This window comes from Streptomyces sp. OZ13 (assembly GCF_052068155.1).
Classification (GTDB): domain Bacteria; phylum Actinomycetota; class Actinomycetes; order Streptomycetales; family Streptomycetaceae; genus Streptomyces.
Window position 1 is genome coordinate 72,822 of sequence record NZ_JBQHCZ010000005.1, and the last position, 13,419, is coordinate 86,240.

11 protein-coding genes and 1 tRNA gene are annotated in these 13,419 nt (G+C 72.3%); 6 read left to right on the forward strand and 6 right to left on the reverse strand.

The window, feature by feature from the left end; translation table 11 throughout:
• Positions 1-118: 118 nt before the first annotated feature.
• Positions 119-661, reverse strand: coding sequence for a hypothetical protein (locus ACTMTU_RS13775; RefSeq protein WP_441263769.1), 543 nt, complete (start codon positions 659-661; stop codon positions 119-121).
• A gap of 245 nt (positions 662-906) precedes the next feature.
• On the opposite strand from ACTMTU_RS13775, the gene ACTMTU_RS13780 reads away from it, so the two are divergent.
• The 6 genes from ACTMTU_RS13780 to ACTMTU_RS13805 all read left to right on the forward strand — a co-directional run bounded on the left by ACTMTU_RS13780 (position 907) and on the right by ACTMTU_RS13805 (position 7,968).
• Complete coding sequence (locus ACTMTU_RS13780; protein WP_441263770.1) at positions 907-1,776, forward strand: bifunctional methylenetetrahydrofolate dehydrogenase/methenyltetrahydrofolate cyclohydrolase; 870 nt, start codon at positions 907-909, stop codon at positions 1,774-1,776.
• A 17-nt stretch (positions 1,777-1,793) separates the two neighbouring features.
• Complete coding sequence (locus tag ACTMTU_RS13785; RefSeq protein ID WP_441263771.1) at positions 1,794-2,528, forward strand: DUF3017 domain-containing protein; 735 nt, start codon at positions 1,794-1,796, stop codon at positions 2,526-2,528.
• Positions 2,529-2,639: 111 nt separating this feature from the next.
• Positions 2,640-3,869 (forward strand): NADP-dependent isocitrate dehydrogenase, encoded by a 1,230-nt coding sequence (locus ACTMTU_RS13790; RefSeq protein ID WP_441263772.1) that lies wholly within the window; start codon positions 2,640-2,642, stop codon positions 3,867-3,869.
• Between the two features lie 272 nt (positions 3,870-4,141).
• Complete coding sequence (locus ACTMTU_RS13795) at positions 4,142-5,296, forward strand: helix-turn-helix domain-containing protein (RefSeq protein ID WP_441263773.1); 1,155 nt, start codon at positions 4,142-4,144, stop codon at positions 5,294-5,296.
• A 180-nt stretch (positions 5,297-5,476) separates the two neighbouring features.
• Positions 5,477-6,466, forward strand: coding sequence for a malate dehydrogenase (locus ACTMTU_RS13800; protein WP_441263774.1), 990 nt, complete (start codon positions 5,477-5,479; stop codon positions 6,464-6,466).
• 119 nt (positions 6,467-6,585) lie between these two features.
• On the forward strand, positions 6,586-7,968 hold the full coding sequence (locus tag ACTMTU_RS13805; protein ID WP_441263775.1) for a B12-binding domain-containing radical SAM protein: 1,383 nt from the start codon (positions 6,586-6,588) through the stop codon (positions 7,966-7,968).
• Between the two features lie 321 nt (positions 7,969-8,289).
• On the opposite strand, the gene ACTMTU_RS13810 is transcribed toward ACTMTU_RS13805, so the two are convergent.
• The 5 genes from ACTMTU_RS13810 to ACTMTU_RS13830 all read right to left on the reverse strand — a co-directional run bounded on the left by ACTMTU_RS13810 (position 8,290) and on the right by ACTMTU_RS13830 (position 13,321).
• A complete protein-coding gene (locus ACTMTU_RS13810; protein ID WP_441263776.1) occupies positions 8,290-10,611 on the reverse strand; it encodes a hypothetical protein in 2,322 nt (773 codons plus the stop codon).
• 3 nt (positions 10,612-10,614) lie between these two features.
• Positions 10,615-10,686, reverse strand: a tRNA-Pro gene (locus ACTMTU_RS13815).
• An 85-nt stretch (positions 10,687-10,771) separates the two neighbouring features.
• Positions 10,772-11,437 (reverse strand): GOLPH3/VPS74 family protein, encoded by a 666-nt coding sequence (locus ACTMTU_RS13820; RefSeq protein WP_441263777.1) that lies wholly within the window; start codon positions 11,435-11,437, stop codon positions 10,772-10,774.
• A gap of 105 nt (positions 11,438-11,542) precedes the next feature.
• A complete protein-coding gene (locus ACTMTU_RS13825) occupies positions 11,543-12,574 on the reverse strand; it encodes a hypothetical protein (protein ID WP_441263778.1) in 1,032 nt (343 codons plus the stop codon).
• Positions 12,575-12,619: 45 nt separating this feature from the next.
• Positions 12,620-13,321, reverse strand: coding sequence for a DUF6882 domain-containing protein (locus ACTMTU_RS13830; RefSeq protein WP_441263779.1), 702 nt, complete (start codon positions 13,319-13,321; stop codon positions 12,620-12,622).
• Positions 13,322-13,419: the final 98 nt, after the last annotated feature.

Sequence of the window (13,419 nt, forward strand, 5' to 3'; positions counted from 1 at the left end):
GGTACGGGCAAGGGCACGGCGTTCGCCCGGTGTGGCACGAAAGTCGGCCGGCCGGAAAAGGCCGAAGGCCGTGAGACCCGGGGGTCTCACGGCCTTCGGCCGGTGCGGGGCGAGGGGCTCACACGCGCTGGCGGTTGAACCAGGCGCCACCGTCGGACTTGCCGACGAACACGGTCACGAGGATCGCCAGGACGGTGTGCACGAGGCCCACCAGGATGAACGGGTAGATGCCCAGGATGGCGGTGATGATGCCGAACACCATCGCCGCGATGCGGATGCCGTTGCCGCCGCTGCCGAACTTGACGGCGAGGACTATGGCGAAGACGCCCCAGGCCAGCACCAGCAGCGTGAGCAGCCACAGGACGCCCGACGAGTAGTCGGCGAGGTCCTGGAACTGGACGTCGTCCCTGAGCGCCGGGTCGTCCTTCGCCTTGCCGATGGCCACCGCGCTGAGCGCGAACAGGATCGTGCCGATCAGCTGGAAGCCGGCGATGATGTAGAGCATCACGCGAGCCGCCTTGACGCCGCCCGGCATCTCCTGCGGGCCGGTCGGGAAGCCGCCGCCGCCGTAGGGCTGGACCGGCGGGGCCTGCGGGTAGCCGTAGCCGGGCTGCTGGCCCTGCTGCTGGCTGTAGGGGTTGTTCGGGTCGCCGAAGCTCATGGCGGGTTCCTCCGTGTGGAAATGCGGGGACGACGCGGCCCGAGCGGAGGAACTGTGCTGTTATTACTGTTTTGCCCCCCGGCACTGCCCGCGGCACTGCGCGGCTCATCGTCGTCTGAGAGTGGACTTTTTGTCCAGCCGGTATCCACAGGTGTTGTGCAAGTGCAACCTCTCGGCCATCCGCCCGTCGAGACGGAGGCCGGGCGGATTGGAACCGGGACGGGTCCATCCGGGAGGATGGGGGCATGACTGCCCAGATTCTCGATGGCAAGGCCACCGCAGCCGCGATCAAGTCCGACCTGACCGCCCGGGTGGCGGCCCTCAAGGAGCGGGGGATCACACCCGGTCTCGGGACCCTGCTCGTCGGGGACGACCCGGGCAGCCGCTGGTACGTCAACGGCAAGCACCGCGACTGCGCGCAGGTGGGCATCGCGTCGATCCAGCGCGAACTGCCCGGGACCGCCACGCAGGAGGAGATCGAGGCGGTCGTACGGGAGCTCAACGAGAACCCCGAGTGCACCGGCTACATCGTCCAACTCCCGCTTCCCAAAGGCATCGACGCGAACCGCGTCCTGGAGCTGATGGATCCGGCCAAGGACGCGGACGGGCTGCACCCGGTGAGTCTCGGCCGGCTCGTGCTGGGCATCGAGGGGCCGCTGCCCTGCACGCCGTACGGCATCGTCCAGCTGCTGCGCCACCACGGCGTGGAGATCAAGGGCGCGAACGTCGTGGTCGTCGGCCGCGGCATCACCATCGGGCGGCCGATGCCGCTGGTGCTGACCCGTAAGTCGGAGAACGCCACCGTGACGCAGTGCCACACCGGCACGCGTGACCTCTCCGCCCACCTGCGCCAGGCGGACATCATCGTCGCCGCGGCCGGTGTGCCGCACCTGGTCCGGCCCGAGGACGTCAAGCCCGGCGCGGCCGTGCTCGACGTCGGCGTCAGCCGTGACGAGAACGGCAAGATCGTCGGCGACGTCCACCCCGGCGTCGCGGAGGTGGCCGGCTGGGTCGCCCCCAACCCCGGTGGCGTGGGCCCGATGACGCGCGCGCAGCTGCTGGTGAACGTGGTCGAGGCCGCCGAGCGCGCGGCGTCGGCCGAGTCCGCGGCCTGACGGGAAGAGGCTGACCCATGGTGGTACGCGCGGACAGCAGCGGCACCCGAGGGCCGGGCGACGGCGACGGCGCCCCGGGTCCGGACCAGGCCGTCCCGGACCGCACCGCTTCCGGCGAGGCCCGCACCGCTTCCGGCCGGGCTCGCACGGCTTCCGGAGAGGCCGCAGCGGAGGCGGTGTCCGGCACGTCCGCGGAGGCTGCCGGTACGGCGTCGCGCCCCGGCTCGGCCTCCGCGGCCGCCGCGGCCTCAACGGACGACGCACCCGAGGCTGCCGAGGACGGAGCGGGAGCGGGACCGGGCGACGGTCCGGCGGCCGACGGGCACCGGGTCGACGCTGACCCCGACCCCAGGGGCGGCTCGCGCAGGCCGCCCGCCGTCACGCTGGACACCGCCCGGCCCGAGGGCGGCGGGCGGGCCGCGCCCGGGGACGCGCCCGCCCCGGCACGGCAGTGGCCGCTGCTCGCGGTGCTCTCCCTGACGGGAGTCGGCCTGCTGATCGTCGGCACCAACGCCTTCGCCGACGCCTTCCGCGTGGGCACGATGCTGGTCGGCGCGGCTCTCCTCCTCGGTGCCGTGCTGCGCCGCGTCACGCCGTCCGTCGGCATGCTCGCCGTCCGCTCCCGTTTCACGGACATGATCACGTACGGGCTGCTCGGAACGCTGATCGTGCTGCTCGCCCTGGTGGCGCAGCCGAAACCGTGGCTGGACGTGCCGTTCCTCGAGGACGCGGTTCATTTCACGGTGCGTTAGCGCCCGGGTCCAAAGGGTCGGCCTCTCACGCGAGTAGCTTGAAGTCGAGATGGCCCGGTGTCACTCACCGTGACACCGGGCCGGTCGACGCGCGAGAGGGACGTTCACCCGATGGCCAAGATCAAGGTAGCCGGTCCCGTCGTCGAGCTCGACGGCGACGAGATGACCCGCATCATCTGGCAGTTCATCAGGAACAGGCTGATCCTGCCGTATCTCGATGTCGAGCTGATCCACTTCGACCTGGGCATCCAGCAGCGCGATGCCACCGGCGACCAGGTGACACTCGACGCCGCCGACGCCGTCAGGAAGTACGGCGTCGGCATCAAGTGCGCCACGATCGCGCCCGACGAGGCGCGGGTCGAGGAGTTCAACCTCAAGGCGATGTACCGCTCGCCGAACAGGACCGTGCGAGAGATCCTCGGCGGCGTCGTCTTCCGGGAGCCGGTGATCATGGCGAACGTCCCCGGAACCGTCGCCGGCTGGACGAGGCCGATCGTCGTCGGCCGGCACGCCTTCGGCGACCAGTACCGGGCCACCGATCTCAAGATCCCCGGCCCCGGCACCCTGACGATGACCTACACGCCCAGCGACGGCTCCGACCCGGTCGAGCTGGAGGTGCACGACTTCCCCGGGCCGGGCGTGGCGCTCGGCATGTACAACCACGACGACTCGATCCGCGACTTCGCGCGCGCCTCGTTCCGCTACGGCCTGGCCCGCGGCTGCCCGGTCCTGCTCTCCACGAAGAACACGGTGCTCAAGCGGTACGACGGCCGGTTCAAGGACATCTTCCAGGAGGTCTTCGACGCCGAGTTCAAGGCGGAGTTCGCCCGGGAGGGCCTGACGTACGAGCACCGGCTGATCGACGACATGGTGGCCGCCGCGCTCCGCGGGGAGGGCGGCTACCTCTGGGCGTGCAAGAACTACGACGGCGAGGTCCAGTCGGCGCTGATCTCGCAGGGGTTCGGCTCGCCGGGGCTGATGACCTCGGTCCTGATGTCGGCCGACGGCAGGACCGTCCTGGCCGAGGCCGCCCACGGCACGGTCACCCGCCACTACCGCCGGCACCAGCAGGGCCGGGAGACGTCCACCAACCCCATCGCCTCCGTCCACGCCTGGACGCGGGGACTCGCCCACCGGGGACGGCTGGACGGCACGCCGGAGGTGACCTGGTTCGCCCGGGTGCTGGAGCAGGTGTGCGCGGAGACCGTGGAGGGCGGACAGATGACCCGGGACCTCGCCCTGCTGATCTCGCCCAACCAGCCGTGGCAGACAACGGAGCAGTTCCTGGACACGCTGGACGCCGGTCTGCAGAAGAAGATGGCCGACCATCTGGCGCCGTGACCGCGCCGGGACGGATGCCGGAGAAGCGGCGCGGCGGAAACGGGCGACGGCGCCCGTCCTCTCCCCCGAGGGAGGACGGGCGCCGTCGTGCTTCAAGAGTCATGGACGCGCCAAATCCGTTCAAGGGACGACTGTGGCCTGTGGCACGGAAGTGACCATTCCGCCACGGTGTGATCGTCGTGCTACGGATGCGACACTGGGGCCGCATCCGAGGACCGTCGGCTGCACGGGGGGTATACAAAGCACATTCGGGGGACAAGGGGGAAGTACCAATGCCTCGTTGGAAGGAATTGCCCGAGGGGCTGGACCCGGAGGTACGCGAGTTCACCGGCCAGCTGCGCGGGCTCGTCGACCGCAGCGGACTGAGCATCGCGGCGGTCTCCGACCGCACCGGCTACAGCAGGACGTCCTGGGAGCGTTATCTCAACGGACGGCTTCTCGCGCCCAAGGGCGCGGCCGTCGCGCTCGCCGACGTGACCGGCACCGACGCCGGCCATGTGACCACCATGTGGGAGCTGGCGGAGCGTGCCTGGAGCCGCGCCGAGGCGCGCCACGACATGACGATGGAAGCGATACGGATCTCGCAGGCGCGTGAGGCGCTCGGCGGTGCCGGCGGCCCGGGCCCGACCATGCCGCCGGCCGCGCGGCCCGGCGGCGCGGGACGTGCCGGTGGGCCCAGGGACGCGGCGGGACGCGTGCCGGCGGGCGGGTACGGCCCCGGACCGCACGGCAGTACGGGAGGGCCCGCTGCCGACCCGTACGGCCGCCCCGCCGGCTCACCGCCGCAGGGCCTGCACGGGCAGGAAGGCTCCGGCGCGCCCGGCGCGTACGGCAACCCGCCCCGCCCCGGCGTGTACGGCGGCCCTGCCGGACCCGCCGACCCGGGCGCGTACGGCGGCCCCGCCGCGGACGGGCGTCCGGGCAGGCGCCCCCGTAAGGGCCCGTTCGTCGCGGCCGCCGTGGTGAGCGTGCTCATCGTGGCCGCGGGCGGCTGGTTCCTCGTCAACGGCGACGGCGGTGACGGACGCGAGGACCGGGCGACGCGGAGCCCTTCGGCCGCGCCCACCACCACCGCCCCCGAGCTGCCGGCCGGAGTGAAGTGCAACGGCGCCGACTGCGCCGGCCAGGACCCGGAAATCATGGGCTGCGGCGGCGAATACGCCAAGACCGTCTCGACGGCCACCGTCGGCACGGCGGTGATAGAGGTCCGGCACAGCCAGGTGTGCGGCGCGGCATGGGCCCGTATCACCAAGGCGGCCGTGGGGGACTCGGTGCGGATAGCCGTCGGCGGCAAGGCCCGGGCGAGCGCCCTGGTCAACGCCGACAAGGACGCGTACACCCCGATGGCGGCCGCGCCCGACCCGGCCGACGCCAAGGCGTGCGCCACGCTCACGACCGGCACGGAGGGCTGCACGACCGCACCGTGACCCACACCTTGTGGCGCGGACGGTGAGACGCGCCACAAGGGGGCGTGGATCGGTCCGTGCCCGGGTCGGATAGCCTGACCGCTGGAAATCTCTTCACGTCAAGATTCACCCCGGGCGTGGACGAGAGGTCCCGTACGAGGGGCAGTGTTGCCCACCGCCAGCTGTCTTACGGAGATCGCCATGACCCGCACTCCCGTCAACGTCACCGTGACCGGCGCGGCCGGCCAGATCGGCTACGCGCTGCTCTTCCGCATCGCCTCCGGCCACCTGCTCGGCGCGGATGTGCCGGTCAAGCTGCGCCTGCTCGAGATCCCGCAGGGCCTCAAGGCCGCCGAGGGCACCGCCATGGAGCTCGACGACTGCGCCTTCCCGCTGCTCAAGGGCATCGAGATCACCGACGACCCGAACGTCGGCTTCGACGGCGCCAACGTCGCCCTCCTCGTCGGCGCCCGCCCCCGCACCAAGGGCATGGAGCGCGGCGACCTGCTGTCCGCCAACGGCGGCATCTTCAAGCCCCAGGGCAAGGCCATCAACGACAACGCCGCGGACGACATCCGCGTCCTCGTCGTCGGCAACCCGGCCAACACCAACGCCCTCATCGCCCAGGCCGCGGCCCCGGACGTACCGGCCGAGCGCTTCACCGCGATGACCCGCCTGGACCACAACCGCGCGATCTCGCAGCTGGCCGCCAAGACCGGCGCCTCCGTCTCCGACATCAAGCGCCTCACCATCTGGGGCAACCACTCCGCCACCCAGTACCCGGACGTCTTCCACGCGGAGATCGCCGGCAAGAACGCCGCGGAGGTCGTGAACGACCAGCAGTGGCTGGCCGACACCTTCATCCCGACCGTCGCCAAGCGCGGCGCCGCGATCATCGAGGCCCGTGGCGCGTCGTCCGCCGCCTCGGCCGCGAACGCCGCCATCGACCACGTCCACACCTGGGTCAACGGCACCGCCGAGGGCGACTGGACCTCCATGGGCATCCCGTCCGACGGTTCCTACGGCGTCCCGGAGGGCCTGATCTCCTCCTTCCCGGTCACCTGCAAGGACGGCAAGTACGAGATCGTCCAGGGCCTGGACATCAACGAGTTCTCCCGCACCCGCATCGACGCCTCGGTGCAGGAGCTGGTGGAGGAGCGCGACGCGGTCCGCGAGCTCGGCCTTCTCTGACCCCCGCGCCGCGGACGTCCGCGGCGTCCGGCGCACGCACCACGCCCCGGCAGCCCCGTGCTGCCGGGGCGCACGTGTGTGCGGGAACTGCGGGACCGGTTTCCGCAGTCTCGGCTGTCATGCGCGTGATGATGATCCTCCCGGCCCTGACCGAAGCGACCAGTCCGCTCTTCCGTCCCATCAAGTACTCGCTGTTCCCGCCGCTCGGTCTCGCGACCCTCGCGGGGTACCTCGACGAGTCGGACGAGGTGACGCTGTACGACGAACACGTCGAGCGCATCGACATCGAGTCCCTGCCCAGCCCCGACCTGCTGGTGCTCCAGCCGTACATCACATCGGCGCGCCGCAGTTACGAGATAGCCGACCACTTCCGCGCGCGGGGCGTGCATGTGGCGGTGGGCGGACTCCACGTCACCTCACTGCCGGACGAGGCCGCGCAGCACGCGGACACCATTTTCACCGGGCCGGGGGAGGAGCAGTGGCCGCTGTTCCTGAAGGACTTCCGCGACGGCGCGGCGGCCCGGCGCTACGACTCCACGGCGCAGCGCACCCTGGCCGGCCTCCCGCCCGTGCGCCGTGACCTGATCAAGCGTCACCTGTATCTCGTGCCCAACTCGATCGTCGTCTCGCGCGGGTGCCCGCACCACTGCGACTTCTGCTACAAGGACGCGTTCTTCGAGGGCGGCAAGTCCTTCTACACGCAGACCGTCGACGACGCCCTGTCGGAGATCGAGCGGCTGCCCGGCCGCCACCTCTACTTCCTCGACGACCACCTGCTGGGCAACCGGCGCTTCGCGGAAGCCCTGTTCGACGGTATGTCGGGCATGGGCCGCCTGTGGCAGGCGGCCGGCACGGTCAACTCCGTACTCCAGCCGGGACTTCTGGAGCGCGCGGTCGACGCGGGCCTGCGCAGCCTGTTCGTCGGCTTCGAGACCGTCAACGACGCGAACCTGGCGGAGCGCCGCAAGAACCAGAACATCGGCAAGGACTACGGCGCGGCGGTCCGCCGCCTCCATGACGCGGGCGTCATGGTCAACGCCAGCTTCGTCTTCGGCCTCGACCAGGACGGCCCGGACGTCTTCGACCGCACGGTGGAATGGGCGGTCGAGCAGGGCATCGAGACGGCGACGTTCCACATCATGACGCCGTATCCCTCCACGGGGTTGTGGAAGCAGATGGAGGCCGAGGACCGCATCGTGCACCGCGACTGGGACCTGTACGACACCCGCCATGTGGTCTACCGGCCCAAGGGCATGACCCCCCGGCAACTGGAGGACGGCTACTGGCGCGCCTACCGCGACTTCTACCGCTGGTCCAACATCTGGCGCGGCGCCTCCGCCCAGCCCGGCCCGCACGAGCGGATGCGGCACCTCGCGTACGCGGGCGGGTGGAAGAAGTTCGAGCCCGCGTGGGACATGCTGATCCGCTCCCGGCGTACGGTCCGCGCGATGCCCGCGCTGGAGCGCACCCTTGCCGCGTTCGGCGGCCGCAAGGCGGCGTGAGCCGCCGCACAACCGGGCCGGCGCCGTCACCGGCTGCCGGGCCCGGACCCCGGCGGTTCTGCCGGCGGTGGCCCGGCCCGGCGGCTCAGAAGTAGTCCCGCCAGCGGCGAGCCCGGCCCGTAGGCCCAGCGGCGGTCCGGCTCGGGGGCTCAGCGGGGTCCGCCGGCGGTGGTCCGGCTCTAGGCACCCGGCGACGGGTCCGCCGCAGCCAGTGGATGCCGGTACTCCGGCCCCAGCCAGTGGCTGCCGGTGCTCCGGCCGAGCAGGCGCCGCGCCGGGCCGCCGGGCCAGGCACGCGCGACGGCTGCCCGGCCCGGCGGCTCAGAGGTGGCCGGGGTTGAGGCGCGCACCCGGCGACGGGTCCGGCCGCAGCCAGTGGCCGTCGGTGCTCCAGCCGAGCAGGCGCCGCGCCCGGCCGCCGTCCGCCGTGCCGTCGCCGTCGAAACTCCCGCCCGCGACGACCAGACGCAGCCCCGCGAGCGCCGGGGCGAGGCGGGCGGCGACATGCCAAGGGTGACGAGCCGCTTCATCGTCCAGCTGACCGAGCACCCGCTGCTGTTCGTCCGCCGTGCACAGCGACAGGTGGAAGAGCATCTGCCGCCAGGCGTACGCCGCGTCCTTGATCGTCCCCAGCGGGCGGGGGTTGCCGTGGACCCGCGCAGTCAGCACGCACACGGTGCGGAAGCAGCGGCATGCCAGATCCGCCCAGCCGGGTTCCGGCAGGATCCCGGCGCGCAGCACCAGCGTCGCGAGATTGTGGGTGGTGAGGATCTGCGCCTGCTCGATGATCTTCCCGTTCGCCGCCACCGAGCCGTACCCGCCGGGGCCGGCCAGTTCCGTGCACAGCCTCGCGAAGCCGGGCGAGGTCCGTGCACCGTACGACCGTGTCAGCGCCTCGCCGGCCTCCACGACGGCCATGTTGCGGACGGCGGCGTAGTCGATCCCGTAGTAGCGCTCGTACAGCGTGCCGCGCAGCAGCTCGGCGGCGTCCCTGGCGGCCCGGAGGAACTTCGGGCCGAACGTTCCCATGAAGATGTCCGCGGCCAGCTCTTCCACCAGCGCAGCGCCCAGGTCCGCCTGGCGGGCGAGCACGCCGAGTTCGCGTACCAGCGGGTTGGGCAGCAGCGTGCCCGGGAACGCCTGAACGGCCAGCTCGCCGAGTCGGCGCAGCGCGGTCAGAGCGGGTTCCTCGGTGGCCGGCCCGCTCTCGCGCCGGTCGGCCACCGCCTGTACCCAGGGCAGCTCCTCGATCCGGACCTGCCGCTCGAGGTCGAGCAGCAGCAGGGAGCGCCGGTTGCGGAACGCCCGGTAGACCGCGGCCATCAGTGTGCGCAGCGACTCGTCCTCGTACGCCTGCGCCGTGGTCGCGGCGACCAGTTGCGGCACGAGCTCGGCCAGCACCTCGGCCGACGGCACCACGCCGCGTTCCACGAGGGTTCCGATCGGCGCGCTGAGCGCCGCCTCGACGACCTGACGGATCGCCGCGGGGATCTCCGCGCCTGCGGGCAGGCCCGTCTCCCTGTGCTCCTGCTGCGTCACCGGGGTGACGAGCGGAGCGACGTCCGCCGCGCCGACGTGCTGGGGCAGACCGGAGAGGCGGCTGAGCACGACCTGCGCGAGCGCGTGGTGCGAAGGCAGCGCCGCCTGGCCCGCCTGCCGGTGACGCAGGGCGGTGTGCCGTTCGGAGCCGGGCGTGCCGCGCTTGCGGACCATGGAGGTGACGGCGTGCCGCAGCAGGCCGAGCCGGCGGGCTTCCAGCGGCCGCCCGGCGACGGCCTCCTCCAGCGCGTCCCGCAGCACCGCCAGGTTCTCCTTGGGGCGGCGGTGCTTGCCGCAGAGCGTGTGCTCCTGTGCCAGCAGCCGGTAACGCCGCAGCAGCTCCGCACCGCGCTCGAGCCAGTCGCCGTCCGCGGGGATCTCACCCGGTCCCGTCGTCTCCAGCCAGTGCGCGAGCAGCTCGTCCGTGAACGGCAGCCAAACGGTCAGCGCCTCCCGCTGGGTCTCCACCGCCGTGTTCGTCCCGCGGCGGGCGAGTGCCTGGCCGACGTCGGCGACGGTACGGCGGTGCACGGCCAGGGTGTCCGGCCCAGGGACGTCCGACGGCCGGGGCAGGAACCGCAGCCGGCCCGCGAACGGATCGAGGGCGCCGACGAGTTCGAGCGCCCGCGGCACCTCGCCGGCGCGGACCAGCCACGCCACCGTGAGCAGCGCCGCCTCCTCCGGCACGGCCACCGAGTAGCGCCCGCTGTCCAGCAGGTCCCACAGAGTGACGAGGCCGGACTCGGTCAGGAAGTGGTCGAACAGCGCCCTGCGGTCGGCGGGCACGCCTGCCTCGCGGGCGGCCTCCGTCTCGTACGGCAGCAGGGGGCCGCCCGCGGCCGCGCTGCCGGTCGCGAAGCCGCCGTGGACGACCTCGGGGGTCACCCAGGCGGGGAAGCCGGCCACCGGCGTGCGGGAACCGATCCGCAGCCGCCCGTCGGCCATCCCGTCGAGCACGTCACGCCAGCGCCGCATCCGTTGCTGCGCGCGGGTGCGTGTCCCGGCGTCCTGGTGCGTCAGCGCGGTGGTGAAGGCCTTCGTCAACTGCCCGGACGCGTACGACGGCGCTGCGATGAGTGGCTGCTTCTCAGCGTTCTCGTTCATAAGCCGACGTGGCGGGTTCCGCCCCCGCGCCCTCCGGGTCCCGAGCCCGGCGCTCTGCTGCTGAGCTACACGTCGATGAGATCGAACGCTAGCCATGTGCCGGGCCGGCGGACAACGGATTTCGGTTCGGTGCGGGGCCGGTGGCGGACCTGTCGGGGCGTCAGCCCGCCGCCGCGGCCGCCGTCATCACCGTGACCGCGACCATCGCCGCCTGCATGTCGTGGATGGCCTTACGGAGGCTGTCACCCGCCCACTGGCCCTCGGAGACCTCGGACATCCGCGCGGTGAGCTCCTTGCGCGGAACGCCGGGGAAGGCGATGCGGTGCAGCTTCGCCGAGTGGATCAGTGCGATCAGACCCGCCGTCCGGTCGTCGGGGTCGTTCCCTTCGAGGACGACGGCGGTGAGGCGCTCGCGGAGCTCGCGCTCGGCGGCCCCGTCCGCCTCCGGGTAGCGCTTGACCGGGAAGAGACCCAGCACCTTGTGCTGCTCCTCCGCCACGAGACCGCGCTCGCGGAGGCTCTCGATCGTGGCGGTCACGGCCTTGGAGTGGTCCTTCGTCAGCCACTCCGTGACCTTCGGGGGCCTGCGCCTGCGGCCCGCCCAGGCCGCGAGCTGCTCGAGGCGGCCGTCGAGGAGGGGGACACCGGTGGGGGCCTGGTCCGTGACACGCACCCGGCCGTCGTCCACCGAGACCCGGCCGGCCATGACCAGGTCGAGCAGGATGCCCCCAGCCACGGCCCATCCGGCGGACTGCCGGTCCTTCGCCGCACCGGACTCGTCGTCCAGCGACAGCAGCATGATCTCCTCGCCCAGCGTGACCGCCATGCGGGCCCCCTTTGTTCGCTTCTGTATCGGGTGGTCTGATCATTGGGACGGCCGGGTCCGCCGCTCAGTTCCCCCGGTGGCACTCCGGCCGGCCGACCGCCGCCTTCAGCCCGTGGCGAGGCCCAGACCGTAGTACGTGACGCGGTAGTCGCCCACGTACGTGCCCTCACCGCCGACGATCAGGCCGGCCGGCTCCCGCACGCCGACCGCCTTCGCCGTGGCAACCAGCATCTCCGCCAGCGCCCGGCCCTTGGGCTCGCCGGGGCCGCCGGCGTCGACGCGCCGGACCGGGTCGTCGTCGTCCCACCTCTCGGCGGTGGCGGGGTGATCGGCGACCGTGCCCCAGCCGAGGGCCGCCGCGGCGGCGTCGTCGTCGGCGAAGCAGGCGATCGAGAGCCGTTCGCCGCAGGCGATGTCGAAGAGGAGCGGCGCGCCGTTCTCCGTGCGGCCGTAGACCGGCATGCCGATGCTGACGCCGAGCGCGGCCGTCTCGGCGGGCAGCGGGCCGAGGAAATCCGCCAGGGACGAGGTCACCGTCGCCCAGCTGCGGGCGGACCAGCCGCCGGGGAAATTCAGGCCGGCGTTGGCCGGGTCACGGCGGTGGCCGAAGTACCCGCTGATCGAGTGCTCCTCCCCGATCCCCTGGCGCCAGAACCAGTTCTCCGCCGGGTCGGTGGGCTGCAGCACCAGCTCGGGACCGTTCTTCCCGGCGCGCAGCTCCAGCGTGTTCGGCTCGCCGCGCCAGCGCAGGAACGGGTTGCCCCACAGGGGGCCGCTCGTGAAGAACGGACCCATCTCGCCGTGCGAGCCCATGACCGGCGCCTTGCCGAGTGCGGCGGTCAGCTCCTCGCGCACGGCCGCGAAGGCAGCCGCCTGGGCCGCGTCATCGGGCTCCGGCCGTCCCACTGGGATCACCAGCCCGACGTACTCCTCACCATTGGTGTAGCGCTCCTCGTACGTCCCGGCCCGGATCGGCCGGGCCTCGCCGGTCGCCGGGCCGGTGCCGAGGACGGGCCCTGTGGCGTCCTCGGTCCAGGTCCAGCCCAGCGAGGCGGCCATGGCCCGAAGTCCCTCCGTGCCCCAGCCGCCCGTGTCCGCGGCGACGAGCCGTTCCGCCAGCTCGGTGATCGGTCCCACTTCATGCTCCCCGTTGTCGTGCGCCGTGCGTCGTGCTGGTCCGCGTCAAGCGGGCGCGGGCGCACCCGTGTTGACGTGCACGGAGGCTATCCGGTCGAGATCGTCGAAGAGGACGTCGACCGTGCCTCCGTCGGGGAGACCCGCGCTCATCCGGTCCTCGGTGCGGCGTTGCGGAAGATCGTGGTGGCCGAAGTAGCCGGAGACGACCCGGCGTGCCGATCCGCCGACGAGGCCCGCGCCGGTGAGCAGGACGCGCGGCATCGCGATGGCGTCCGGTTCGGCGCGGGGAACCTGCGGATCGTCCGTCACCATGTAGGCGCGGCCGTCGGCGCTCGCCTGTACGCCGATGTAGCCGGCGGCGCCGAGCGCGCCCATCGCCGTGAACGCGAGGGTCTCGACGGCGCGGCGGGGGTCGTCGTGGGCGGCGAGGGGGACGAGCTCCTCGGTGAACTCGCTCAGGCCGTGAGCCTGCCCGTACGCGCGGAGCCGTTCCGCCGCCGCGACCACCGGCGAGCCGGCGAAGCCGGGGTTGGCCCAGGCCCACAGCCATGAATGCTCGTTGACGTCGAAGGTCCCGAGGAGCGAGATCCTCAGTTCCCGGCCGGACTGCCGGTACAGGCACTGCCCGAGGTCGGCACTCCACTCGCCGATCGGCATGAACTCGTTGAACGTCTCGAGTTGTTCCGCGCCCCAGGCGGCGTGCTGCTCGGTGAGGCTGAGGAACGGATCACTGAACTTCGCGGTCATGTACCTGACCCTACGAGGCCGACCGATCACGGCGTCGGGCGGGCGGTGACCCCGGTCACATTCGCCCTGTGATGCCCGTGTTGACCCGCCGCGGTCCC

Bases quoted from the DNA above. Each gene is read 5' to 3' on its own strand.
- ACTMTU_RS13805 (WP_441263775.1), top strand. From the start codon at position 6,586: ATGCGCGTGATGATGATCCTCCCGGCCCTGACCGAAGCGACCAGTCCG.
- ACTMTU_RS13830 (WP_441263779.1), bottom strand. From the start codon at position 13,321: ATGACCGCGAAGTTCAGTGATCCGTTCCTCAGCCTCACCGAGCAGCAC.
- ACTMTU_RS13800 (WP_441263774.1), top strand. From the start codon at position 5,477: ATGACCCGCACTCCCGTCAACGTCACCGTGACCGGCGCGGCCGGCCAG.
- ACTMTU_RS13785 (WP_441263771.1), top strand. From the start codon at position 1,794: ATGGTGGTACGCGCGGACAGCAGCGGCACCCGAGGGCCGGGCGACGGC.
- ACTMTU_RS13810 (WP_441263776.1), bottom strand. From the start codon at position 10,611: ATGAACGAGAACGCTGAGAAGCAGCCACTCATCGCAGCGCCGTCGTAC.
- ACTMTU_RS13780 (WP_441263770.1), top strand. From the start codon at position 907: ATGACTGCCCAGATTCTCGATGGCAAGGCCACCGCAGCCGCGATCAAG.
- ACTMTU_RS13795 (WP_441263773.1), top strand. From the start codon at position 4,142: ATGCCTCGTTGGAAGGAATTGCCCGAGGGGCTGGACCCGGAGGTACGC.
- ACTMTU_RS13790 (WP_441263772.1), top strand. From the start codon at position 2,640: ATGGCCAAGATCAAGGTAGCCGGTCCCGTCGTCGAGCTCGACGGCGAC.
- ACTMTU_RS13820 (WP_441263777.1), bottom strand. From the start codon at position 11,437: ATGGCGGTCACGCTGGGCGAGGAGATCATGCTGCTGTCGCTGGACGAC.
- ACTMTU_RS13775 (WP_441263769.1), bottom strand. From the start codon at position 661: ATGAGCTTCGGCGACCCGAACAACCCCTACAGCCAGCAGCAGGGCCAG.